The 22,625-nt window shown below is 45.9% G+C and carries 24 protein-coding genes; 14 read left to right on the forward strand and 10 right to left on the reverse strand.

Annotation, left to right across the window (positions count from 1 at the left end; all coding sequences use genetic code 11):
• The 5 genes from ACQEXS_RS20830 to hemC all read right to left on the reverse strand — a co-directional run.
• Positions 1 to 211: hypothetical protein (locus ACQEXS_RS20830; protein ID WP_427015059.1), on the reverse strand; the 211-nt coding region annotated here is incomplete at its 3' end.
• Between the two features lie 497 nt (positions 212 to 708).
• Positions 709 to 1,890, reverse strand: a complete 1,182-nt coding sequence (locus ACQEXS_RS20835) for a heme biosynthesis protein HemY (RefSeq protein WP_427015060.1) — start codon at positions 1,888 to 1,890, stop codon at positions 709 to 711.
• On the reverse strand, positions 1,890 to 3,089 hold the full coding sequence (locus ACQEXS_RS20840) for a uroporphyrinogen-III C-methyltransferase (RefSeq protein WP_427015061.1): 1,200 nt from the start codon (positions 3,087 to 3,089) through the stop codon (positions 1,890 to 1,892). Before ACQEXS_RS20840 ends, ACQEXS_RS20835 begins: the two co-directional genes overlap by 1 nt.
• A 2-nt stretch (positions 3,090 to 3,091) precedes the next feature.
• Positions 3,092 to 3,832 carry a uroporphyrinogen-III synthase gene (locus ACQEXS_RS20845; protein ID WP_427015062.1) on the reverse strand — a complete coding sequence of 247 codons (741 nt, stop codon included), beginning with the start codon at positions 3,830 to 3,832 and terminating at the stop codon, positions 3,092 to 3,094.
• A gap of 5 nt (positions 3,833 to 3,837) precedes the next feature.
• On the reverse strand, positions 3,838 to 4,776 hold the full coding sequence (hemC, locus tag ACQEXS_RS20850) for a hydroxymethylbilane synthase (RefSeq protein ID WP_367987577.1): 939 nt from the start codon (positions 4,774 to 4,776) through the stop codon (positions 3,838 to 3,840).
• Positions 4,777 to 5,129: 353 nt separating this feature from the next.
• Here hemC and ACQEXS_RS20855 point away from each other — a divergent pair, with 353 nt between their 5' ends.
• Entirely contained in the window at positions 5,130 to 7,658 is a 2,529-nt protein-coding gene (locus ACQEXS_RS20855) for a class I adenylate cyclase (protein ID WP_367987576.1), read from the forward strand.
• A gap of 48 nt (positions 7,659 to 7,706) precedes the next feature.
• Here the strand turns inward: ACQEXS_RS20855 and cyaY are convergent, their stop codons facing one another.
• Positions 7,707 to 8,021: an iron donor protein CyaY gene (cyaY, locus tag ACQEXS_RS20860; RefSeq protein ID WP_427015063.1), complete on the reverse strand. Its 315-nt coding sequence runs from the start codon at positions 8,019 to 8,021 to the stop codon at positions 7,707 to 7,709.
• Positions 8,022 to 8,096: 75 nt separating this feature from the next.
• On the opposite strand from cyaY, the gene lptM reads away from it, so the two are divergent.
• From lptM to yigB, 6 genes are read left to right on the forward strand one after another with little or no spacing between them, the layout of a single operon-like run.
• A complete protein-coding gene (lptM, locus tag ACQEXS_RS20865) occupies positions 8,097 to 8,216 on the forward strand; it encodes an LPS translocon maturation chaperone LptM (protein ID WP_427012136.1) in 120 nt (39 codons plus the stop codon).
• A 25-nt stretch (positions 8,217 to 8,241) separates the two neighbouring features.
• Positions 8,242 to 9,495 (forward strand): diaminopimelate decarboxylase, encoded by a 1,254-nt coding sequence (gene lysA, locus ACQEXS_RS20870; protein ID WP_427015064.1) that lies wholly within the window; start codon positions 8,242 to 8,244, stop codon positions 9,493 to 9,495.
• Positions 9,496 to 9,505: 10 nt separating this feature from the next.
• Positions 9,506 to 10,336, forward strand: a complete 831-nt coding sequence (gene dapF, locus ACQEXS_RS20875; protein WP_367987572.1) for a diaminopimelate epimerase — start codon at positions 9,506 to 9,508, stop codon at positions 10,334 to 10,336.
• Complete coding sequence (locus tag ACQEXS_RS20880) at positions 10,337 to 11,077, forward strand: DUF484 family protein (protein WP_427015065.1); 741 nt, start codon at positions 10,337 to 10,339, stop codon at positions 11,075 to 11,077.
• Positions 11,046 to 11,996 (forward strand): tyrosine recombinase XerC, encoded by a 951-nt coding sequence (gene xerC, locus ACQEXS_RS20885; protein ID WP_427015066.1) that lies wholly within the window; start codon positions 11,046 to 11,048, stop codon positions 11,994 to 11,996. Before ACQEXS_RS20880 ends, xerC begins: the two co-directional genes overlap by 32 nt.
• The gene (gene yigB, locus ACQEXS_RS20890; protein WP_427015067.1) at positions 11,993 to 12,706 is read left to right on the forward strand and encodes a 5-amino-6-(5-phospho-D-ribitylamino)uracil phosphatase YigB; all 714 of its coding nucleotides are present in this window, start codon (positions 11,993 to 11,995) and stop codon (positions 12,704 to 12,706) included. Before xerC ends, yigB begins: the two co-directional genes overlap by 4 nt.
• Here the strand turns inward: yigB and ACQEXS_RS20895 are convergent.
• Positions 12,692 to 13,285 carry a tRNA-uridine aminocarboxypropyltransferase gene (locus ACQEXS_RS20895; protein WP_427012131.1) on the reverse strand — a complete coding sequence of 198 codons (594 nt, stop codon included), beginning with the start codon at positions 13,283 to 13,285 and terminating at the stop codon, positions 12,692 to 12,694. The two genes, yigB and ACQEXS_RS20895, sit on opposite strands and share 15 nt — an antisense overlap.
• The gene (locus tag ACQEXS_RS20900) at positions 13,285 to 14,823 is read right to left on the reverse strand and encodes a COG3650 family protein (protein ID WP_427015068.1); all 1,539 of its coding nucleotides are present in this window, start codon (positions 14,821 to 14,823) and stop codon (positions 13,285 to 13,287) included. The genes ACQEXS_RS20895 and ACQEXS_RS20900 overlap by 1 nt, the downstream gene beginning before the upstream one ends.
• 38 nt (positions 14,824 to 14,861) lie before the next feature.
• Between ACQEXS_RS20900 and ACQEXS_RS20905 the strand changes: the two genes are divergently transcribed.
• Complete coding sequence (locus ACQEXS_RS20905; RefSeq protein WP_427015069.1) at positions 14,862 to 15,332, forward strand: EVE domain-containing protein; 471 nt, start codon at positions 14,862 to 14,864, stop codon at positions 15,330 to 15,332.
• 38 nt (positions 15,333 to 15,370) lie between these two features.
• On the opposite strand, the gene ACQEXS_RS20910 is transcribed toward ACQEXS_RS20905, so the two are convergent.
• Both ACQEXS_RS20910 and ACQEXS_RS20915 read right to left on the reverse strand, forming a co-directional pair.
• The gene (locus ACQEXS_RS20910; RefSeq protein ID WP_427015080.1) at positions 15,371 to 16,195 is read right to left on the reverse strand and encodes a Cof-type HAD-IIB family hydrolase; all 825 of its coding nucleotides are present in this window, start codon (positions 16,193 to 16,195) and stop codon (positions 15,371 to 15,373) included.
• 143 nt (positions 16,196 to 16,338) lie between these two features.
• Positions 16,339 to 17,328, reverse strand: coding sequence for an alpha/beta fold hydrolase (locus ACQEXS_RS20915; protein WP_427015070.1), 990 nt, complete (start codon positions 17,326 to 17,328; stop codon positions 16,339 to 16,341).
• A gap of 79 nt (positions 17,329 to 17,407) precedes the next feature.
• Between ACQEXS_RS20915 and rhtB the strand changes: the two genes are divergently transcribed.
• From rhtB to arsJ, 6 genes are all read left to right on the forward strand, one after another.
• The gene (rhtB, locus tag ACQEXS_RS20920) at positions 17,408 to 18,025 is read left to right on the forward strand and encodes a homoserine/homoserine lactone efflux protein (RefSeq protein ID WP_427015071.1); all 618 of its coding nucleotides are present in this window, start codon (positions 17,408 to 17,410) and stop codon (positions 18,023 to 18,025) included.
• Between the two features lie 34 nt (positions 18,026 to 18,059).
• Entirely contained in the window at positions 18,060 to 19,286 is a 1,227-nt protein-coding gene (locus tag ACQEXS_RS20925) for an EAL and HDOD domain-containing protein (protein WP_427015072.1), read from the forward strand.
• A gap of 98 nt (positions 19,287 to 19,384) precedes the next feature.
• Positions 19,385 to 19,726, forward strand: coding sequence for a metalloregulator ArsR/SmtB family transcription factor (locus ACQEXS_RS20930; protein WP_427015073.1), 342 nt, complete (start codon positions 19,385 to 19,387; stop codon positions 19,724 to 19,726).
• An 18-nt stretch (positions 19,727 to 19,744) separates the two neighbouring features.
• Entirely contained in the window at positions 19,745 to 20,746 is a 1,002-nt protein-coding gene (locus tag ACQEXS_RS20935; RefSeq protein ID WP_427015074.1) for an ArsJ-associated glyceraldehyde-3-phosphate dehydrogenase, read from the forward strand.
• 10 nt (positions 20,747 to 20,756) lie between these two features.
• Positions 20,757 to 21,248, forward strand: coding sequence for a cyclin-dependent kinase inhibitor 3 family protein (locus ACQEXS_RS20940; RefSeq protein ID WP_427015075.1), 492 nt, complete (start codon positions 20,757 to 20,759; stop codon positions 21,246 to 21,248).
• A gap of 60 nt (positions 21,249 to 21,308) precedes the next feature.
• On the forward strand, positions 21,309 to 22,532 hold the full coding sequence (gene arsJ / locus ACQEXS_RS20945) for an organoarsenical effux MFS transporter ArsJ (protein ID WP_427015076.1): 1,224 nt from the start codon (positions 21,309 to 21,311) through the stop codon (positions 22,530 to 22,532).
• The last annotated feature ends 93 nt before the right edge of the window (positions 22,533 to 22,625 follow it).

Below are 22,625 nucleotides of genomic sequence, written 5' to 3' on the forward strand. Positions count from 1 at the left end.
TGGGTTTTGTCGTTTTAGGCATATCGATTTTTCTTTTTAGGAAATGATGCGTCTTGAGCGTAAGCGTCCTGCCCCTTCCTCTATTTCTTCCACTACTTTGCAAAAGCCTTGTATTAAGGTGATTATCTTTAGGGCCCTTCAATACAATACCAACCAAGAACTCAGCTATTTCATCGAGTGCCTTTGTCCCAAAAAATGTTTGTCGTTTCATGTCGCTTTTCTTTCTTCTTGATAGAGAGATGAATCTCTGTATGTCGATTTTGCTTAAACCTTATTTGTTTTAGTAGGGCTTTTTGCTGTAGAGCGATAGATAAGCTTCTAACTAGTCGTCATTGCCTCGTAGCCTTTCTAAGTTTTTGCAAGCGCGTATGGGGCGCTATTTAACCTATTGAGGTCAATGTTCATTGAACTGAAGCGATATTCGCTATTGAACAAAATTAATAGTGATGGCTGCTTTCTATTTGGTTGCCTGAAATTTTTGTGTGGATCGGTTCATACACTATGAATGAGGACTGGATAACCCTTCGGAATAGTCAGGTGGTGTTTTTAGTCCGTAATACAAAGCTTGTAACTGTGAAGGGAGGCTCGATTTCAGTGGCTAGCGAGAGGTTTTTGGAAGGGGAGATATAACTATCTGGAAGCCAGTACTATCAAAGTCTTTGGGCGTAAAAAAGCCGACCTAAAGGTCGGCTATAAAGTTATTTAGACTTATGCGCTTTGCGTCAAAGTTAGTGCTTTCTTCGATACTTCATGAGCTGCTTTGCTAAGGTTTTGTTTTTCTAAAACGTCAGCAAGTAAGCTGTAATCAGATACGTTTGAACGAATAGATAATGCTTTTTCGAAATGCTCTTGCGCAGAAGGCCAGTTCTCATTTTGCATTTGCAGTCTGGCTAATGCACTGTGTGCTTCAGCGTTTTGCCCATCTTTATTCAGGCTTTTCTCGAGCATGGCAATTGCAGGGTGGGTATCTGGTAAGTTCATCTCGGGAATTAAGGCATAGAGCGCTGAGTTAGGGTGCTTTTTCACACTCTCTTTGACCACAGTAAACGCTTCATTATCTGCTTTACGTGCAATCAGTTGTTTTACGAAACGCTCAACTAAGATCACATTATTTTTTTGCTTGCGAGGTAAGCTATTCCAATGTGCGATCAGTCCTTCGCTTCCACCTTTATTCGCAACTTCAGCGAGAAGGCCACATTGCGCCTGTGCCGCTAAATGCTCGATCTCTTCAGGGCTGGCCAATTTGTTTTTTTCCAGCTTTGGTAGTAAATCAAGTAATGGTTGCGATAGCTTAAGTTCGATATAAACACTTCTAAGTAAGTTCAACACTACAGGATTATTTGGTGCAGTATTTTTTAGCGTAGAAAGTGTATCGAATGCTGGAGAGAACTCGCCTTGTCGAACTTGTTGCTTTGCTCGCGTTAGCTCTACAGCTAATTGGGCATTCTCTTGCTGTGCTGCCTTTTCAAGGTATTGATCACGTTTCGTGGTATCACCTTGTCCTTGAGCGGCCTCTGAGGCAACAAGGTAGCATAAAAGTGGCATATCGTGATGATTCACCCAACGGGTTGCTTTCTTCTCTGCCTGTTTAAAGTCACCTTCTAACAATTTGATGATTGCTTCGTTGGTGTAACGACGCGAGCGTTTCACTTTACGAACGCTAAACCAGTTCCACGTCGCTGAGCTGGCGTTGAATGCTTTTTTAATGATGTATTCCAGCAAAAACAACACAGCAAGCGCAGCAATAACAAAAATGACGAGTGTGGTGACACTCATCTCAATGGTGCTGTTTGCGATGGAAATTAGGACATAGCCCTGTTGCCCCGAATATTGAGAGCCAACAAAGAGGCCGGCGCCGAGAACAATAAAGAGAAACAGTAATCGAATCATTATTTCTCCTCCGTGATTAATGTGGTGACTTCACGGCGTAGACGTTCGGTGATCACATCGCTTAATAATTGTTGTGTTTCAAGTTTAACAGGGTACTCCACTTGAACTTTCTGCTTGCTGAGCAGCTCAAGAGTCGCATTGAACTCTTTTACATTGCTGTCATCTTGATTGAAGAAAGATTTAGACCATTTATTGGCTGTGGTTAATGCAGTGGTGTAGATCTGTTGTTGTTCAACGTAAACCGATTTGATTGCTGTTTCTAGTTTCGCTTTGATGTTTTCTTTCAAATAGAAATGTTGTTGTGGTGAAAGTAGCGGGATGACATTGCCATCACGCGTTCGGAATGTGATGAAGTTTTCAGAGAAGTCTTTTAACGATGTCATCAAGTTGTCTTTCCAGTCGTTAATGTCTTGAGAGACGACTTCCGCTTCTTCTTGTTGAGCTTCTGGTAATAATGCATTAGCTAGGGGCAGCTTATCTACTTGTTGCTGCATTGCACTAATACGTAGTACTAGCCCATCACGATCAATTAGTGGGATACCTTTTAACTTAACAATGTCGTTTGCCATTGCTTTACGTAGAGGAACCAAGCTTGGGTCGTTTAATGCAGCAATGCGTTGATCGGCACTTTCCATCAATTTGGTGGCACTGACAGCATCATGCTCTAAAAACAGCTTACGACCAGCAAGTTTCACAAGATAATCAGCTTCTGCTAGCAACCAATCATTTGGTCGACGACCTTTGATATCAGTAATTGCAAGTTGGAGGCTTTCGATACTTTTTTGCTGCTGAGCAATGACGGTTTCTGCACGGTGGACAATTTCAGTCGCTTTTTTAACAGCCGCTTGTTTGGTGGTATCAAGGCTTTGCTCGATAGCACTGTTCGCCTGTTGTAGGCGGCCTTCTAACGCGGTGATCTGAGCTTGATACTGGGCATCTTTTTGTTGCATGTAATAGGTTAGGCCACCACCAAAGGCAATAGATAATACAATGGCCAATACTCCAAGCTTAACACCTCGTTTGCCCTGTTTTTCTTCAAATTTTACAGACTCTTCAGTTTTTTCTTGCTTGGGTTCTACTTTAGGCTCAGGAGAAGACGGTGCCTCTTTTTTTACTTCTTCAGCTTTATTGAGTTCAGTTGGAGAGGATTCTTGTTTCTTCTCTTTTTCCTGATGGTTTTTATTATTTTTGCTTGTCATTGCTAATCGTCCTGTTTGTTTGGCTTGAGAGCAGCCAGCAAGTCTTTATTTGAGGCTCCTTCGGTATTCACTATGGAGGTAAAACCGATATCTCGAGCCTCTTCGGCAATACGTTTACTCGGTACATAAAGCTGTAATTGAAACAGCCAATTATGAAATTCCTCAGCGACTTGTGAAACGAAATACACCAGTTGGCCACTGCTGGTAATGATCAACTGTTTGATGCCTTTCGTTTTCCAAATGGGTACCAAAGAGCGCGAGTTGAATCTGATGTTTTCTCGTTTGTATGTCTCTAGGTATTCTACCCTTGCTCCGCGCTGACAAAGTGTGTCAAAAATGAGCTCTCGACCACCATTGCCACGTAATATAAGAACTTTCTTACCTTTTACCTTGTTTAATAGTGGTAATTGCAACAGATGCTCACTATCGCTGGTTTCTGGGTAGTGTACTTTTTGCCCGCATACTTTGCTTAGATCCTGTGCAGTTTTTTGACCAACGGCAACATACTGACATTCTGGCCAGTCTTGATTAGATGAGATCAAAGTCTGAGATGAAAAGGAAACGGCATGCTGGCTAACGGCGATAATAACGTTGAATTGGCCGATCTTAGTGGGTAGAGAAGCGAGTTCACGCCCTGATGAAAACTGAATGAGGGGCTGATGGAGGCTGTTTATGCCCCCATCATTTAATTGTTGGCAGAGAGTTTGGCCTTGCTGGCCAGGTCGAGTTACCAACACGGCCATAGTGATTACTCGTGATCTTGATAAAGTTTGGTTAGGATTTCTCGCGCGCCTTTATCAAGAAGCTGATTTGCGAGTGTTACGCCCAGCTCTTCTGCTTTGCTACGAGGGCCTGAAATTTCGCCACGAACAATTTGAGATCCATCTGGTTCACCGACTAATGCGCGAAGCCAGATTTGATCGTCTTTTAGTAACGCGTAACTACCAATCGGGACTTGGCAGCCGCCTTCTAAGGTCAAGTTCATTGCTCGCTCGCAACGAACGCGGTCAGCCGTATCACTATCGTTTAAAGGCTCTAGCAATTTAAGTAGGCGTTTGTCATCTAAACGGCATTCGATACCAACAGCGCCTTGGCCAACGGCTGGGAGAGATTGTTCTGGTTCAATAAAGCTACGGATACGATCTTCTAACTCCAACCGTTTCAAACCTGCCGCCGCTAAGATAATGGCATCATATTCGCCCGCGTCGAGTTTACCTAGACGGGTTCCTACATTGCCGCGAAGCTCTTTGATTTGAAGATCTGGGCGAGACTCTTTTAGCTGACATTGGCGGCGTAAGCTACATGTTCCCACAACTGCACCCTGAGGCAGTTCATCGATGTTTTGGTAAGTGTTAGACACAAAAGCATCGCGGGGATCTTCACGCTCACAAATGGTAACGAGTCCGAGCCCTTCTGGAAAATCAACGGGCACATCTTTCATGGAATGAACGGCAAGATCAGCACGTCCTTCTAGCATGGCGACTTCCAACTCTTTCACAAATAAGCCTTTACCACCCACTTTTGCAAGTGGCGTGTCTAAAATAATGTCGCCCTTGGTTACCATCGTCACCAGTTCTACTTCCAGTCCTGGGTGCGCAGCTTGTAGTGCATCTTTTACGTAGTGAGCTTGCCACAAAGCGAGAGGGCTTTTACGTGTTGCGATTCGGATAGGCGTAGATTGGCTCATGAGTCTCTTTACTATTTTGATGGGGAATTGAATGTGCTAATCCTACCACTGTCATGGTCAAAGTATTACTGCTAGATCACTCAGATGAAGAATAGATGGTGGGCTAGCATAAAATAGTCAAAATAGTGTGACCTGTATCTCGTTTGTAAGATGGGCTATTATTAGAAAACACGTAGAAGTACCAAACTATGGTCGCAATTATAAGAGATATGGATTCAGGCAAGACAATGTCGTTCTGATCGTACAATTCTTTACCAACTAGAATAAAAGTGTTAGATTGATCACGTTTTGCAGCTGCTTTTGCTTACTTAATGTTCGAGCAGTGAAATAGGACTTTAACCAAGGACTCTCCCTTGCAGGCTTACATTCAAACGTTAATCCACAGATTAGATATGTTGAACCAGCAGCGAATTGATCGCGCGCTGGCGCTTATGGATTTACAAAGCCAGCGAGTTTTCCATCTTATTCCCGCTTTACTTCATTACAATCACCCTGTCATTCCTGGTTATTACGATGCACAAGTGCCGTTTGGGGTCGATGGGTTCGAACCTAACGACATTCAGCAACAGTTTATTGAAGATACTGAGCTCACCATTAGTCGTACGCTTGAAGCAACATCAACGCCTGCCATTCTTGGTCTTTATACCATGGGAAGCACGTCCTCCATCGGCCAAAGCACATCAAGTGACTTAGACATTTGGGTCTGTGTTTCACCAGAGATGGACTGTAGTGAACGTGAAAGTTTGTCGAATAAGTGTTTGTTAATCACCGACTGGGCGCAAAGCCAAGGTGTTGAAGCAAACTTCTTTGTGATGGATGAAGAGCGATTCCGCACCAATCATTCCGAAGAGATGACAGGTGATAACTGTGGCTCTTCACAGCACATGCTGTTATTGGATGAGTTCTATCGCAGTGCCGTGCGTTTAGCTGGTCAGCGTTTGCTATGGCAAATTGTTCCGCCAGAAATGGAAGAGTGCTACGACGAATACGTTCGCGACCTTTGTGCAAAAGGCTACATTGACTGTTCACAGTGGATTGATTTTGGGCAACTCAACTGCATTCCTGCAGAGGAGTATTTTGGCTCTAACCTGTGGCAGCTATATAAAAGTATTGATTCGCCTTACAAGTCGGTACTTAAAGCGATTTTGCTGGAAGCGTATTCGTGGGAGTACCCAAATACACAGCTACTGAGTATTGATACAAAGCGCCGCTTTTTTGCCGATGAACCAGATTTATATGGCATGGACGCGTATTACTTAATGCTGGAAAAAGTCACGCGTTATCTGGAGCGAATTGGCGATAGCACACGTCTTGATTTAGTTCGTCGCTGTTTCTACCTCAAAACACATGAGAAACTGTCTCGTGCTCCGGACATCGGCTCAGTCGCTTGGCGACGTGAAGCGCTGAGTGACATGATCCAAAAATGGCATTGGGATAACAACATACTGGCAGAGCTTGATGACCGCCGTAACTGGAAAGTCGAACAAGTAAAAGTGGTACACAACGCGCTGCTTGATGCTTTAATGCTAAGCTACCGTAACCTTATCCAGTTTGCTCGTCGCAATGACATCACCTCGGCGATCAGCCCTCAAGATATCAGCATCTTGGCGCGCAAGTTATACGCGGCTTTTGAAGTGCTTCCGGGGAAAGTGACCTTACTTAACCCACAGATATCGCCTGATTTACACGAACCAGACTTAACCTTTATTGAAGTGAAGCCCGGCCGTTCAAATCAAGCGGGGTGGTATCTCTATAAGCAGCCTTTAATTCCTCATCGCATCATTGGTCAACCGACACTTGAGCATCACGAATATTTGAGTAAGTTGGTTTCATGGGCATTTTTTAACGGCTTAATTACGGAGTCGACGCGTTTACATTCAGTCGTGCGTGATGCTCACTTAGACATCGATAAGTTTTATCAGATGGTGAGTGATCTGCGTAATACCTTCTCGTTACGTAAACGTCGCCCAACCATGCAAGCACTTGCTAGCCCGTGTGAAATTAGCCAACTGGCGATGTTCATCAACTTTGAAAATGATCCGACGGCAGAACTGGGTGCTAAAGCTCAGAAAGTCGACTTGAAAAATGTGGATATTTTCAGCTTTGGTGCGGAGCAGAAATGCTTAGTGGGCAGTGTCGATTTAGTATACCGAAATTCATGGCATGAAGTCCGAACCCTTCACTTTAAAGGGGAAACGGCGATGCTGGATGCACTAAAAACTGTACTTGGTAAAATGCACCAAGACGCGTTACCGCCAGATTCCGTGGATGTTTTTTGCTACAGCAAGAATATGCGTGGTGTGATGCGCAATATGGTGTATCAGCTGCTGGCTGAATGTATCGATTTACGCTTAAAACCCGTTGAACAAGAGAAGCGCCGCCGCTTTAAGGCGCTGCGTATTGGCCAGCAAATGTATGGTTTATTCTTCGAACGTCGAGGTGTTTCGGTTCAAATGTTGGAGAACTCGGTCGACTTTTACCGCAGTATTTCAACCAACAAATTGAAAGGTTCCCCTCTGCTTATGCTCGACAAAGAGCAAGATTACCAGTTGCCAGAAATTGTCGATGGATTTGCCAGCGAAGGTCTTATCCAGTTTTTCTTTGAAGATTCAGAGCAGGGCTTCAATATCTATGTCTTGGATGAGGCCAACCGTGTTGAGGTTTACCACCAGTTTAGTGGCGAGAAAGATGAGATGATCGCCAATGTGAACACTTTCTACACCTCGGTAAAAGATGAAGCTAACTTGTCGTCCAAGCTGATCAACTTCAATTTGCCACAGTACTATCAAATTGTTCACCCTAAAGACAGTGACTCCTATATCGTGCCTTACCGTAACGATGGGTCTAACTATTCAAGACCTGATAAAGCGGTGAATGGCTAAAGACAAAAAAAGAGCATCCTAGATGCTCTTTTTTGTCTTCATTGGTCGTTAAACCCAGTCAATCTCTTCGCCGGCGTGCTTTTCACACTCTTGCTTAACCATTTCAAACAGCTCAGAGCCTGTCTTAGAGCAGGTCCATTTGTCTTCAATTAATTTGAAATGAAAGCCACCAGATTTGGATGCCAGCCAGATCTCGTGCATAGGTTCTTGGCGGTTGATGATGATTTGGCTGCGATCGTCAAACTCAAGCGTCATCACGTTCCCTACGGTTTCATAATCGATGTCCGCGCCTGAATCATCAATCGCTTCTTCGATAATTTGCATTTGAACATCTACTTGTTGATGAAATTCAGTGTCGTTCATCCAATCTATCCTATTGCTTTTCCTGAGTGTGGTGCGATTATAGGGGGCATTGGAATAATAATCACGATATCCGTTATGAAAAAACCACTCTTAGCTTTATTTCTATTATCTGTACTCGGCCTTGCTGGGTGCGGCCAAACTGGTTCACTTTACATGCCTGAAGATGCACCACAAAATGAGCAAACAGAGCGTTAAGTCAGTTAATTAAGGGAACAAAACTTTGGATTACTTCAACTATCAGGATGATGGCCAGCTGTGGGCCGAAAATGTCTCACTCAATGATCTTGCGCAGCAGTACGGTACACCGCTTTATGTTTATTCTCGTGCGACACTAGAGCGCCATTGGCATGCCTTTGATAAATCAGTAGGTGAACACCCTCATTTAGTTTGCTATGCCGTGAAAGCGAACTCTAACCTAGGTGTGCTTAATACATTAGCCCGTTTAGGTTCTGGCTTTGATATTGTATCTGGTGGTGAGCTTGAGCGTGTGGTGGCTGCCGGAGGTGATCCTGCAAAAGTCGTGTTTTCTGGTGTGGGTAAAACGGCTGCAGAAATGAAGCGTGCGCTTGAACTTGGGATCAAATGCTTTAACGTTGAGTCTGAGCCTGAGTTGGAACGTCTGAATCAAGTCGCGGGGGAGCTGGGTGTTACAGCACCGATTTCTTTGCGTATTAACCCAGATGTGGACGCACATACGCACCCTTATATTTCGACCGGCCTTCGTGATAACAAATTTGGTATTGCTTTTGATCGCGCGCCAGCGGTTTATCAGTTTGCACAAAGCTTAGAGCATTTGAATGTTCAAGGTATTGATTGTCATATCGGTTCCCAGCTGACGGATATCGAGCCATTTATTGATGCTACGGATCGCTTGCTTGCCTTGATTGATGACTTAAAAGCACATGGGGTGAACATTAAACACCTTGATGTCGGTGGTGGTTTAGGTGTGGTTTATCGTGATGAGTTACCACCACAACCTTCTGATTACGCCAAAGCATTACTTGCCCGTTTGGAAAATCATCAAGATCTGGAACTGATTTTCGAGCCAGGCCGAGCGATCGCGGCGAATGCGGGGTTACTTCTGACTCGTGTTGAATTCCTCAAACATACTGAACATAAGAATTTCGCCATCATCGATGCGGCGATGAATGATTTGATGCGCCCGGCTTTATATCAAGCATGGCAAGATATCGTGTCTGTGAAACCAAGAGATGGTGAAGCTCAAACTTATGATTTGGTGGGGCCTATCTGTGAAACGGGTGATTTCCTAGGTAAAGATCGTAGTCTAGCGATTGAAGAAGGGGATCTGTTGGCGGTTCGTTCTGCTGGTGCGTATGGGTTTGTGATGTCCTCAAACTACAATACCCGTCCGCGAGTAGCAGAAGTCATTGTCGATGGCGATCAAGCGCATTTGGTGCGCCAGCGTGAAACGCTGGGTAGCCTGTGGGCATTAGAAAACGTATTGCCGGAGTAAGTAGTCTTTTATGCATTTCCATTTCTCTAAAATGCACGGTCTGGGTAATGACTTCATGGTCGTGGATTGCATTACTCAGAACATTTTCTTTTCACCTGAGTTGATCCGTCGTTTGGCGGATCGTCACACAGGTGTCGGCTTTGATCAGCTTTTAGTGGTTGAAGCGCCTTATGATCCTGAAACGGATTTTCATTACCGTATTTTCAACGCAGATGGTAGTGAAGTTGAGCAGTGTGGCAATGGTGCTCGTTGCTTTGCGCGTTTTGTGCGAATGAAAGGGTTGACCAATCGATTCAGTATTAATGTCAGTACCAAGAAAGGGAAAATGGTCCTCAATATTGAGGAAGATGATCAAGTGACGGTGAACATGGGTGAACCGGAATTTGAACCGAGTAAGATCCCATTCAAGGCGAAGCAGACGGAAAAAACATACATTCTGCGTACTGAAGACAAAACCTTGTTTTGTGGGGCTGTGAGCATGGGCAACCCACATGTGGTGACTGTGGTGGATGATGTTGACCTTGCGGATGTGGATAATCTTGGCCCTCTACTTGAGTCTCATGAACGTTTTCCAGAGCGTGTTAATGCGGGCTTTATGCAAGTGATAAACCGCAACGAGGTGAAACTGCGCGTGTACGAACGTGGCGCTGGTGAAACCCAAGCGTGTGGCAGTGGTGCCTGTGGTGCTGTTGCTGTCGGTGTCGTTCAAGGGCTGTTGGACGAGAACGTTAAAGTCCAATTACCTGGTGGCACCTTGCGTATTAGCTGGAAAGGCCCGGGCCACCCTTTGTATATGACGGGGCCTGCAACCCATGTCTTCGATGGTCAATTGAGCTGCTAAATGACAAAGTTAACGAATAACCTACCCAAGCAAGAGATTGCGGTGGAAGCGGATGCCATGACGGCTGAAGTGGTGGCGGAATATTTGCGTGATAATCCAGACTTTTTCCTTCAGCGTCGTGATCTCGTGGATAGATTAGCCCTGCCAAATCATGAGCAGGGTGCGGTGTCGTTGGTGCATGTGCAGCTCAATCGTCAGCGTCAACGTATTGAAGAGTTGGAAGAAGAAATCACCACCTTGATGTCGCTTGCGGCCAATAATGATAGAACGTTTCACGAATTTATGGCTCTGCAAGAGCAGATCTTAAAATGTGAAACGCTGTACAAGGTGGTGCGTGCGATTGAGAGTAAAGCCATTGAGCTTGGTTTAGTCGCGCATATCAAGCTGCTTGAATGTGATGTGAGCAAATATCAGATTGCACGTGATCAGTACCAACGCTTCGCAACCAATCATTTAAATGGCAAGCCAGCTTACCTTGGGCGGATGCGTAAGGCTGATCGTGACACCTTATTCAATGCCGAGACCCAAGTCCCTGAGTTAGGTTCATACGTGGTTTTACCGCTTAGTCGTAATACGGTTCAAGGTGTTTTAGCGTTTTCGAGCGAAGATGGTGGCCATTTTCAACCTCATATGGACACCTTATTTCTGCGTCATCTCGCATTAGTTTTTTCTCACCTGATCGCCACTCTGCCTTGGCAGCTAGAAAATAATGAGCACATCAGCACAACAACCTCTGCCTAGTAGTTTGCAAAAGCCTCTGGAGCGCTTCTACGAATATCTACGAAGCGAAAAGGGGCTGAGTTTGCATACCCAACGTAATTACAAACAGCAACTCGAAACCATGGCGACCCATTTATGCTCCTTGGGTGTGCATGATTGGAGCAAAGTGGATGCCGCTTGGGTCAGACAGCTAGCCAGCAAAGGTATGCGTGATGGGATGAAGGCCAGCAGTTTAGCGACGCGTTTGTCCTCCTTGCGTAGTTTCTTTGACTTTCTCATCCTTCGGGGCGAGCTTTCTGCCAATCCGGCGAAAGGAGTGTCGGCCCCACGTAAACAACGACCCTTGCCCAAAAACCTTGATGTTGATGAAGTCGGTCTGCTGTTAGAGGTGAATGAAGATGATCCGCTTGCCATCCGTGACCGAGCCATGATGGAGCTTATGTATGGGGCGGGGTTACGTTTGGCGGAATTAGTGAGTGTAAATGCCCGTGATATCAGTTTGTCTTCGGGTGAGTTACGCGTTGTGGGTAAAGGGGATAAAGAGCGCAAGGTGCCTTTCTCTGGCTTGGCGGAAGAGTGGGTTGGCAAGTGGCTAAAAGTGCGTGGCAATTTAGCCAATGCCGATGAGCCAGCATTATTTGTCTCCAAGCTTGGTGTGCGCATTTCACATCGGAATGTACAAAAACGTATGGCGGAGTGGGGGCAAAAACAAGCGGTGGCTAGTCACATTAGCCCACACAAGTTACGCCACTCTTTTGCAACCCATGTGTTGGAATCGAGTAATAATCTGCGTGCGGTGCAAGAGCTTTTAGGCCATGAGAACATTTCGACTACGCAAGTTTATACCCATTTGGACTTTCAACATCTGGCTCAAGTCTATGATCAGGCGCATCCGAGAGCGAAACGCAAAGGGACGAAAAAGCAGGATGGTGAGGAATGAAATTCTATCGCTCGCTGAAGCCGATTAAGGCAATGACATTTGACCTTGATGATACCTTGTATGATAACCGTCCAGTGATTCGTCAGTTAGAGAAGCGAATGCAAGCTTGGATGCATAAACAGCATCCCATCTCAGTGACGCAAAGTCCGCAATGGTGGTTTGAATTAAAACAGTCCCTTGCCAAACATGATCCTTGGCTACGTCATGATGTGACGTTATGGCGCCATCGGGTGATTGAAACAGGATTGATTCAACTTGGCTACGAATCGCAGGAGGCCCGTCTTGCTGCCGATGATGCGATCACACTGGCTTTGCAATGGCGCAGCGATTTTGAGGTACCACAGGAGACACATCGAGTGATGGCGCAACTGGCGCAGCGCTATCCGCTGGTAGCGATCACAAATGGCAACGTGGATGCTGAGCGGATTGGATTAGCGGGCTATTTTCTACAGGTTCTCAAAGCCGGTGATGATGGCTGCGCAAAACCACACCGTGATATGTTTGATAAAGCGTGCCAGCATTTACGCTTACCTGCCCACCACATCTTGCATGTTGGTGATCACTTACTGACCGATGTTCAAGGTGCATTGAATAATGGGTTTCAGGCATGCTGGTACAACGATCAGCCCGTGAACTTACGCACTGCTCACCGAGCACGCCAGTTACCTCACGTTGAAATCCACCAACTGGCAGACTTACTTGCATTTTAACGCGTGACCACTTTTGTCGGCGTGAAATGCATCCATATAGTGTTGTAAAAACTGCCTTAACTGAGTTGAGTGATTTTGCTCGCCAATCAGCTCAAGCAATTCACATCCCACTTCCAATGTGCATAAATGACCGGATTCTTGATTACGTCTTAAGCGATAGATTGAGTCGTGTTTCGGCGTGAAATGCACTTTTTGCAGAGCATCTAACCAAGCGCTCTTACGTAGCATTTTTTTTGCTTCCTGCCAGGTTCCATCCAGCAGAATAAACAAGTTCTCCCCTTGTTGCTCTTGAACCGGAGTGAGGACTGATTCGATAGACTGGCTTTGGTCGTCGGGGTAGAGCACATAAGCATTGTTTGCTTGAGCAATACGTTCCAGTAGTGCTTTAGGAGGCTCAGTGCGACTCCATGGATAAACCTGACAATGTGGCAAGCTGTGCGCGAGAAAACGCCCGGTATTGGTGTCTCTATGTTGCTCGTTATTGTGTGTCAGTAGAGCCAGTGATAGCTGGCTCTGGGTTTGAGGTAAGGCGTGGCAGATGCATTGATGGGTTAAACCACAAGTTGGGCAGTGAAACATTATAGCTTCACGCCTTGTTGGCGTGGCGAAATGCCGTCAGAAAATAGCTTCACTGCGCTTATTTGCTGCGGGGTTGCAACAGGCGCTACGCTTGGGTTGAGTGGATAGCTGACACCGCTGTATTGTAGGCGATGTTGCTTGGCTTGAGCGCCACCTCCACTGACATAAAAGATTAAGTCTTGCCAGCCTTCATGGTTTTGGCTTCCCAGAAACATCGGACTGTTGACTAAGGTAACACGGCTGTTAAAGCGCCATTCATCTTGATGATTTTCAAAAATCAGCAGCGTACAACCACCGGAGCCACACCAATCCAATTGTGTCAGCAGCTCTTGCTTACCATCGCCATTGAGATCGTAAGTTAACCAGCGGTACTGAGTATTCTCCGGTGATGTGCGGTGTAACTTAAAGTAGCGGCGCACCGCTTGGTCGACTTTGCTGTTGTATTTCGCGCTTGATGGCACTTGTTTCGCACGGGTATCAACTTGGCCTGTGGCTTTGACTGGGGCAGTGGTCACTTCAGATTTGGCACGAAACAAGATCAACCCACCATCAGCAATTGGGTAAACCACAGAGCCGACTTTCTCTTTTTCTGCAATCAACTGATAACCATCACGGCTAAAGATACGCTCTGATAATAAACGCTGTTGCTGATGGTGTGTCATGGTGACCTGAATTTGCTCAGGATTTAGCTGCTGCCAATAACCTCGCTCAACCGTATCTGGCTGGTTATCACTGTATTTGTAGGTAGTTACCGCAGTGTGATCGGCCAATAATTCTAGATTGATGCTAAAACCTACGTTTTGAGTCGAAGCGGCGTGATATAACCCAACCCATTCCCGTGTACTGTCAAGGTTTGATACCGTCGCGCAACCTTTGTAACGCTTATCTTTTATGTTCAGTTGAGCTTGCCAGCCATACAAGCTGTCGCTCATGTTGTCGACACAACTACGCTGAGTCAGCTCTAAATTGCCATCGGCTAATTCATAACGGCGTGAGGATTCGGTGATACGACTGGATTCCACCTTAAGTTGTTGCTTATCAGCACCAAGGGGCTGGAACATCAAACCATCTTGAGTGAAGCTTGCTGACCAAGAAGGTTCATTTCCAAATGCTTGGGTTGGATTTTCTGGTAAGGCACAGCGATCAGGATTTTCTGCACTAAGCAGATTGACCTGAGTGACGTGAATATTAGCGGTATAGTCGGAGTCAAAACCATGTTCACTCGGTGGCTTGAGATAGCCAATGACTTCACCATAAAGAGGTTGATAAGGAGAGCGAACGAGCGTCATCGCTTGGTTAAAACGATCATCGTCCAAACCTAACCAATATTGTTTGTTGCTGCCACACGGTTTAATAGCACGAACTTCATGTCCTAATACCACCTCGCCACGCATAACAAAAGTCTGAGGTTGAATGGTCTCAGGGTGATCAAGAGTGGCTTTGACCACAGGAGCACTTTCCGTAACCGGCGTTGATGTGGAACAGGCTTGCAGTGCAAGCATTGTGAGTACTGCGACTGGGCTTCTCAGTGCCTTCATGCTATATCTTCCTAATCCAGAATTATTTGGCAGGCATTATGGCATATTGGCTATTTAAAACAGAACCAGACACTTTCTCTATTGACACGCTTCGCACACAAAACACCTCATGTTGGGAGGGGGTGCGCAATTATCAAGCGCGTAATATGATGCGAGATCAAGTAAAGTTGGGTGATCATGTATTGGTTTATCATTCATCTTGCAAACAGGTTGGTGTAGCCGGAATTGCTAGGGTGGTGAAGGAAGCGTATCCCGACCATTTTGCTTTTGATCCTGAAAGTGATTACTTTGACCCGAAATCTGACCGTGATAATCCACGTTGGGTGATGGTGGATATTGAATTTGTGCGTAAGCTGGACAGAGTGATCCCACTGTCGGTGCTAAAAGCGATGCCGGAACTTGAGAATATGCCGTTGGTGAAGCGCGGGAATCGTCTCTCTATTATGCCGGTAGCAGAGCATGAATGGTTGGCGATTTTAGGTAAGGAGAAGCTGCCGAGCCAGCGTTAAATAACAAAGGCAGCCTATGCTGCCCTCGTTTTAGTTGATTATTTTAAGAGATGCTGTTGCAGGTAATGCGCGACGGCGTCTTCTTCGTTACTGCCAATCACTTCATTGTTTGGCAATGCTTCTTTAACTTTATGATGTGACGTTCCCATCACGAGGCCGCGACCTGCCATAGAGAGCATTTCCGCATCATTCATGCCGTCACCAAACGCGATACAATTTTCAAGTGTGACACCAAGTGATTCAGCCACCGCTTTTAGTGCATCCCCTTTAGATACTTCTTTTGCCATCACCTCAAGGCACCAAGGTGTTGAAAAGGCGATGTTCAGTTTGTCACCAAATGCTTCATTGAGCTTATCTTCGAACGGGACTAAATGTTCATGCTCTTTTCTAGGATGGGTGAAAAAGACCTTCGCAATCCCATCAGTAGGCGCGTTGTTAATATCAAACAGCTTATAAGTAAAACCCGATTCTTCATGGAAAGTGCGTAGCGTCTCGTCGTCTCTGTCCAACAACCATTCTTCGTTTTGGTACATATGAACGAAGAGCTCTGGATCGTCTTTGACGATATCAATAACCGCTTGAACCAGCTCAGAGGGGACGTTTTTACTGTACATCAGTTGATCATGCTGGTCGTGTACGCGCGCACCATTGGATGTGATCATGTAAGCAGGAATACCGGCTAATTGACGAATGCCAGCAACATCAACATGGTGGCGACCAGTGGCAAAAATAAAGGTGAAGCCTTGGTTGTGTAGCTCTTTCAACGTTTGCTTTGAAAATTCGCTCAGCTGGTGGTTTGGTGCCAGCAAGGTTCCGTCTAAATCGGATGCGACAACGTGAAAAGTATTTTGGAGAACAGGCATTGGATCTAAGGCTACGGTCATATCACCCTCGTTACAGTGAGTGGTTTAGGTACTCATGAAGAGTCCTATGAGATTGAGGATGGATTTTACTGTAAATAACGAGGAAAAAAGAGGGTAAAAAAGTCAGATTGTTTTTTCCGGTTTTAATGTTGAGAGAAAAAATACAGGATTGCATCGAGTGCTTGATTCCGGTATTCGTCACGTTCAAACAAGATTTCATGTTTTGCGCCATGGATGATCTTAAAACCGCACTGGGTATTACTGTTGGCCAGTTTTTTGATGAACTTAGTTTGTGCAGGGTTGGAGACGATGGTGTCCTCACTGGCTTGCAGTACCAGCAGAGGCAAGTTGATTTGTCGTGTGTGCAAGATGCACTGTTTTGCTGCCAATATCCCTTGCCATACCCAACGGGTGCTGGGGCCGCCAATTTTTAGTTGAGGTTTGGCCTCATAGAGTGCTCGAAACCAACGATAACGGACCTCACTTTGGCTGAGTGGATTATTTTCAAATGGTTTTGGAAAGTATGCCTGATGGCCGGGAGCGTAGGTTGGTTGGCTGGATATATTGGTTAGCACGACCGCTAGCGGCAGCGCGATGGGGCGCAAGTGGCTTGGCATGTTAATCCCATACATCGGGGCACTGAGTGATAATGCACTGAAGCCATGAGTTGGATAATGCTGCACATAGCGCGTGGCGATCGTTCCACCCATTGAATGGGCCAACAGATAACGTTTCTGGTAACGCGCTAATGGAAAGCTTTCGAGCACCGCATGCATATCATGGATGTAGTCATCAAATTCGCTGACATGCCCCATCTGCTCAGGTTCAATTAAACGATCGGATAACCCCTGTCCGCGATGATCAAACGAGTACACGTCATACCCTTGCTGAAACAAATCATAGAAAAGTTCCTGATATTTCCAGCAACATTCAATACGGCCATTAACAACCACAATGGCTTTATCATGGTTTTCTGAGGTCAATGCGGCCCAAAACAGACGTGTTTTATCGTGTGACTTAATGAAGCCTTCTTGTCGGTTTTGCCAAAGTTCAGCAGCTTGAGCATTGATAACTTGCTCAAAATGCGACTCTTGAGTATAAGAGGGAGTAATATCTTTGCTCGAATAATTCATGACTTCCAGCATTGGTATTGAATATAAGAATGAACTTAAATTATGTGGGCCTATTGGCATTAAGTCGAGGAGAAATGTGATGGATCTTCATGTTTGGTTTGCTTATGTGGTGACGGCCATTGTTTTTAGTCTTGCTCCGGGCTCAGGTACCGTCAACTCCATCAGCAATGGCTTAAGTTATGGTACTCGAAAGTCATTAGCGGCGATTGTCGGGTTGCAAATAGGTTTGGCGATCCACATCATGCTGGTGGGCGCGGGGATTGGCGCTCTTGTGGCGAAATCGGCACTGGCTTTTACCATCATTAAATGGGTTGGGGCAGCGTACCTAGTTTGGTTGGGAATTCAAAAATGGCGTGATCATAGCAGCTTGTCTACAACGGCAAGTGATAATCACTTGTCAGGTCGTACGTTGATGAAAAAAGCGATACTGATCAACCTGACCAATCCGAAGTCGATCGTCTTTCTGGTTGCCTTATTTCCTCAGTTTATTGACCCGGCGGGCGATCAATTGGTTCAGCTGCTTATCTTAGGTATCACGACAGTCATCATCGATGCGTTTGTGATGTTGGGCTACACCTCTTTAGCATCGCAAATGGGGCGCTTTATTCGTTCAGACCGTATCATGGCCAGAATAAATAAAGTCTTCGGTTCCATGTTTGTGGGTTGTGGGGCATTATTAGCAGCTGCTAAAGCATAAAATGCTGCCGGTTAAATATGAGCTAACTGATTCTATGCACACAACTTTTGTCGCACGACAACCAATATTCAATGGCCGTCGTCACACGCTCGGTTATGAACTGTTGTTTCGTGACGGTGAAAACAATGCTTATCCCAGTCATGTTGATAGTGATCGGGCGACCTATCGCCTGATCACTGAAAATTTTCTTTCCTTAGGCGGGGCGCAGCCCGTTTCTCACTCGCGTTGCTTTATCAATTTCCCTTATCGTAGTCTGGTGAATCGCCTACCACTGAGTCTCCCCAAAGAGCAGATTGTGGTAGAGATATTAGAGACCTGTCTGCCAACAAATGAGTTGTTAGAAGCCATCAAAGAGCTCAATGCTCGTGGCTATTTAATTGCACTTGATGATTTTGTGTATAGCCCAGAGTGGGAGCGGTTTTTGCCTTTCGTCCACATTGTTAAACTCGACATCATGGCGATGGGGCTAGAGGCTGCCTGTGACTTTGTGCGTGAGCGTTTAGCCAAAGGAAGCAAGCGCAAGTTTCTTGCTGAGCGGGTTGAAACTGAGCAAGAGTTTGTTGTAGCTCGCTCTGCTGGATTCACGTTATTTCAAGGATACTTTTTTAGTAAACCGGAGTTGATCAAGCAGCGCTACGTGAGCCCTGAACAATTGATTGCGTTGGAGCTGTTTCGCGAGGTGTGCCAGCCTGAAGTGGATTTCGATAAGGTCGAACGCTTGGTTGCAAAAGACATGGCGCTGTCATACAAGCTGCTGCGTTTTGTGAATACGATGTCTGATCGTCTCGAAGTTTCCATTTCGTCATTTCGTCAGGCGTTGGTTTATTTGGGCCAAGATAAGCTGAAAATTTTTGTTTCGCTGGCTGCGGCCTCATTCATTTCAGTGAAAAAGCCAAAAGAGCTGTATAACCTTTCATTGCAACGGGCGCAGTTTTGTCAGTTGATGTCACGTCAAACCCCTTTTAATCAATATCGGGAACAGGCTTTTCTGATCGGGCTGTTATCGGTATTGGACGCCTTGTTGGACATGTCACTAGAAAGCTTGGTTGAGCAACTTCCGCTCAATCAAAGTATCAAGTTAGCACTGCTGCAACGCCAAGGCCCCTATGGTGAATTGATCTCATTAGGTGAGTGCTATGAACGCGCTGATTGGTCTGGCTTTACGCAAGCGTGTGACATGCTTGGTTTAAGCCAAGATGAGGTGATGCCTAAAATCTCAGAGGCCCAGCGCTGGAGTCAGGATATTCACTGCCTGATCTAACTGTCATCATGAAACTTTTGTGACAATGACGTCCTAAGTCTTGCGCTTCTACCTCTTACTAAGCAACATATATGTATATCCATATATGAGTATGTTTTATGTTGCCACACCATTTTTTTAAACTGCTTGCCGATGAAACACGAGTGCGTTGCTTGTTGCTCATTGTTCGTGAGCAGTGCCTTTCTGTGGGTGAGCTGACTCAAGCACTGCAAGAAAGTCAGCCCAAAATTTCCCGTCATCTGGCTCAACTTCGCTCTAGTGGTCTGTTAGTGGATGTCCGGCAAGGGCAGTGGGTGTTCTATCGCCTCGCTAACAATTTGCCCGGCTGGATGAATAAGCTGATTGAAGATCTGGTGGAATCACAATGTTTAAGAACCGAATACCTGCAAGATATTGAACGATTGCATGCAATGCAGTCACGTCCAGTATGTTGCCAATAAATAATGGAAGGAATGACCATGACGATTAAAGTTGGAATTAATGGTTTTGGCCGCATTGGACGCTTGATGATGCGTGCGGCTTTTGATTGGCCTGAAATGGAATTTGTGCATATCAATGATGTTGCGGGTGACTGCTCGACGCTGGCTCATTTGCTTGAGTTTGATTCGGTGCAAGGCCGCTGGCAGCATGCGGTACACGCGGAAGGTGATGAGATGGTGATTGCACAGCACCGCATTCGTACCACGCAGGAGCGAGAAATTGATGCTGTTGATTGGTCAGGTTGTGATGTGGTGATTGAAGCGACAGGTGTTCATCGTGATATGGCTTATTTACAGCGCTACCTTGACCAAGGCGTGAAGCGTGTAGTGGTCTCTGCGCCAGTAAAAGACCCGCAAGTGGCTAATATTGTGGTTGGTGTCAATGATGATATTTTTGATGCCGATAAACATCGCGTTGTGACTGCGGCTTCATGCACCACCAACTGTATTGCCCCTGTTGTGAAGGTTATTCATGAACATTTGGGGATAGAACAGGCTTCATTTACTACTATTCATGATCTCACCAATACACAAACCATCTTAGATGCGCCTCATAAGGACCTGCGTCGTGCTCGTGCATGTGGCATGAGCCTGATCCCGACAACGACTGGTAGTGCTAAAGCCATCATTGAAATTTTTCCAGAATTAGCAGGCTGCATTAATGGTCACGCGGTACGTGTGCCATTAGCCAACGCGTCACTGACCGATATCGTGTTTAACGTGAAACGCGAGACCAGTGCGGCAGAAGTGAATGCGCTACTTAAACAAGCCTCGCAAGGTGAATTAGCAGGCATTCTAGGCTTTGAAGAGCGGCCATTAGTGTCGATTGATTATCGTGGTGATCAGCGTTCTACCATTGTCGATGCGCAATCAACCATGTTGGTCGGAGAGCGCATGGTGAAAGTGTATGCGTGGTATGACAATGAAATGGGCTATGCCACACGTACGGCCGAATTAGCACGTAATGTGGGATTGGCTTAGGAGAGTAAACATGACACATCCAATCTGGCAATTGCCATTACCGCAAGGTGGTTTGGTACTGACGCCGTGTCCGGGAACCAAAGGTGAGCCGTTACACGAATCATTAATGCAACTGAAAGCAAACGGGGTAACCAGTGTGGTGACCGCGCTGAGTGATGATGAGTTGATAGCCAAAGACGTTGCTCAACTTGGTGAGCAAGTTAAAGCTCTGGGGATGCAATGGTATCAACTTGAAATCGAAGATGATTGCGCGCCAGACTCGGCCTTTGCAGGCAAATGGCAGGTCGTAAGCCCTGCGCTGCATCAAGCGCTTCAACGTGATGAAAAAATTGCGATGCATTGTATGGGAGGCTCTGGCCGTACGGGGTTACTCGCTGCTCATCTGCTTTTGGAACAAGGGTGGCCACTGGCGCAAATCATTGAACAAGTGCAAGCCTTGCGCCCGGGGGCATTCACCAAACCTGTGCAGCGTGAATACATAGAGCGAATTGCTCACAGTTAGCTGAAAGAGTATTTGGATCATGGTAGGCCAAATGCTCTCAAAGCCGTACAAAGGTAATATATGTTATTGGCTCATCTTGAGAAAAGCGTACGCCAGTACATGCTGGTGACTTTTAATTATTGGAACTTCACCATCACGGATGGAGCACTGCGTATGCTGGTGGTGCTCTACTTTCATGATTTGGGCTACACCACCTTACAGATAGCATCGTTATTTCTGTTTTATGAGTTTTTTGGTGTGGTTACTAACTTAGTTGGTGGCTGGCTTGGTGCGCGATTAGGATTAAATAAGACCATGAATCTGGGGCTGGCGATGCAAATCGTAGCTCTACTAATGCTCGCGGTGCCAGTGACTTGGTTAACCATCCCTTGGGTTATGGTGGCACAAGCCCTCTCAGGCATCGCTAAAGATCTCAATAAAATGAGTGCGAAGAGCTCCATCAAAACATTGGTCCCTAATGAACAACAGGGCGCATTGTACAAGTGGATTGCGATTTTAACTGGGTCAAAAAATGCGTTAAAAGGACTTGGCTTCTTTATTGGCGGTTTGCTGCTGTCTCTTGTTGGTTTCTCTTCTGCTGTGTTGTTGATGGCGGCTATTCTCAGCTTGGTGTTGGTTGGCAGTTTACTCTCTTTGGAGAGCAACATGGGGAAGGCGAAGAGCAAGCCTAAATTTAGTCAAATCTTTTCTAAGTCAGCTTCTATCAACATATTGTCGGCTGCGCGTCTGTTTCTTTTTGGCGCTCGTGATGTTTGGTTTGTGGTTGCACTACCGGTGTATTTGGGAACAACGTTTGGTTGGGACCACTTGTGGGTGGGAGGTTTTCTTGCAAGCTGGGTGATTGCTTACGGCATGGTGCAAGCCATTGCTCCTAAGATCACGGGTAAAGCACAAGGAAAAGTACCGGATGGACAAGCTGCAATGTGGTGGGCAGCGTTACTGGCGCTGGTGACGGGGTTCATCGCGTATGCCGTGCAGACGGGGTGGCAGCCACAGCTCGTGATCATTGTGGGCTTACTCATTTTCGGCGCTATCTTCGCCATTAATTCGTCACTGCATTCATATTTGATTGTGAGTTATGCGAAAGGGGATGGCGTATCGCTTGATGTGGGCTTTTATTACATGGCGAATGCTATGGGGCGGCTAGTTGGTACCATTCTATCTGGATGGGTGTTCCAGTTAGCCGGGTTATCTGCTTGTCTTTGGGTTTCCTTTACCTTTTTAGCCTTGACGACCTTGATCTCGATAAAACTACCAAAGCTCGCCTCATCCTCTAGTCTGTGATGATGAAAAACTCACCAAAAGCTGACTCGAATTCGTACTCAGTCAGCTTTTTTTGTTGTTATATTGAGCGGTGAACATTTTCCATTACTCCGA

This window comes from Vibrio sp. TRT 17S01 (genome assembly GCF_050113695.1).
Lineage (GTDB): Bacteria > Pseudomonadota > Gammaproteobacteria > Enterobacterales > Vibrionaceae > Vibrio.

Coding starts and splice junctions, on each gene's coding strand:
- ACQEXS_RS20835 (WP_427015060.1), bottom strand. CDS start 1,890: ATGATTCGATTACTGTTTCTCTTTATTGTTCTCGGCGCCGGCCTCTTT.
- ACQEXS_RS20840 (WP_427015061.1), bottom strand. CDS start 3,089: ATGACAAGCAAAAATAATAAAAACCATCAGGAAAAAGAGAAGAAACAA.
- ACQEXS_RS20845 (WP_427015062.1), bottom strand. CDS start 3,832: ATGGCCGTGTTGGTAACTCGACCTGGCCAGCAAGGCCAAACTCTCTGC.
- hemC (WP_367987577.1), bottom strand. CDS start 4,776: ATGAGCCAATCTACGCCTATCCGAATCGCAACACGTAAAAGCCCTCTC.
- cyaY (WP_427015063.1), bottom strand. CDS start 8,021: ATGAACGACACTGAATTTCATCAACAAGTAGATGTTCAAATGCAAATT.
- lptM (WP_427012136.1), top strand. CDS start 8,097: ATGAAAAAACCACTCTTAGCTTTATTTCTATTATCTGTACTCGGCCTT.
- dapF (WP_367987572.1), top strand. CDS start 9,506: ATGCATTTCCATTTCTCTAAAATGCACGGTCTGGGTAATGACTTCATG.
- ACQEXS_RS20880 (WP_427015065.1), top strand. CDS start 10,337: ATGACAAAGTTAACGAATAACCTACCCAAGCAAGAGATTGCGGTGGAA.
- xerC (WP_427015066.1), top strand. CDS start 11,046: ATGAGCACATCAGCACAACAACCTCTGCCTAGTAGTTTGCAAAAGCCT.
- yigB (WP_427015067.1), top strand. CDS start 11,993: ATGAAATTCTATCGCTCGCTGAAGCCGATTAAGGCAATGACATTTGAC.
- ACQEXS_RS20895 (WP_427012131.1), bottom strand. CDS start 13,285: ATGTTTCACTGCCCAACTTGTGGTTTAACCCATCAATGCATCTGCCAC.
- ACQEXS_RS20900 (WP_427015068.1), bottom strand. CDS start 14,823: ATGAAGGCACTGAGAAGCCCAGTCGCAGTACTCACAATGCTTGCACTG.
- ACQEXS_RS20905 (WP_427015069.1), top strand. CDS start 14,862: ATGGCATATTGGCTATTTAAAACAGAACCAGACACTTTCTCTATTGAC.
- ACQEXS_RS20910 (WP_427015080.1), bottom strand. CDS start 16,195: ATGCCTGTTCTCCAAAATACTTTTCACGTTGTCGCATCCGATTTAGAC.
- ACQEXS_RS20915 (WP_427015070.1), bottom strand. CDS start 17,328: ATGAATTATTCGAGCAAAGATATTACTCCCTCTTATACTCAAGAGTCG.
- rhtB (WP_427015071.1), top strand. CDS start 17,408: ATGGATCTTCATGTTTGGTTTGCTTATGTGGTGACGGCCATTGTTTTT.
- ACQEXS_RS20925 (WP_427015072.1), top strand. CDS start 18,060: ATGCACACAACTTTTGTCGCACGACAACCAATATTCAATGGCCGTCGT.
- ACQEXS_RS20930 (WP_427015073.1), top strand. CDS start 19,385: ATGTTGCCACACCATTTTTTTAAACTGCTTGCCGATGAAACACGAGTG.
- ACQEXS_RS20935 (WP_427015074.1), top strand. CDS start 19,745: ATGACGATTAAAGTTGGAATTAATGGTTTTGGCCGCATTGGACGCTTG.
- ACQEXS_RS20940 (WP_427015075.1), top strand. CDS start 20,757: ATGACACATCCAATCTGGCAATTGCCATTACCGCAAGGTGGTTTGGTA.
- arsJ (WP_427015076.1), top strand. CDS start 21,309: ATGTTATTGGCTCATCTTGAGAAAAGCGTACGCCAGTACATGCTGGTG.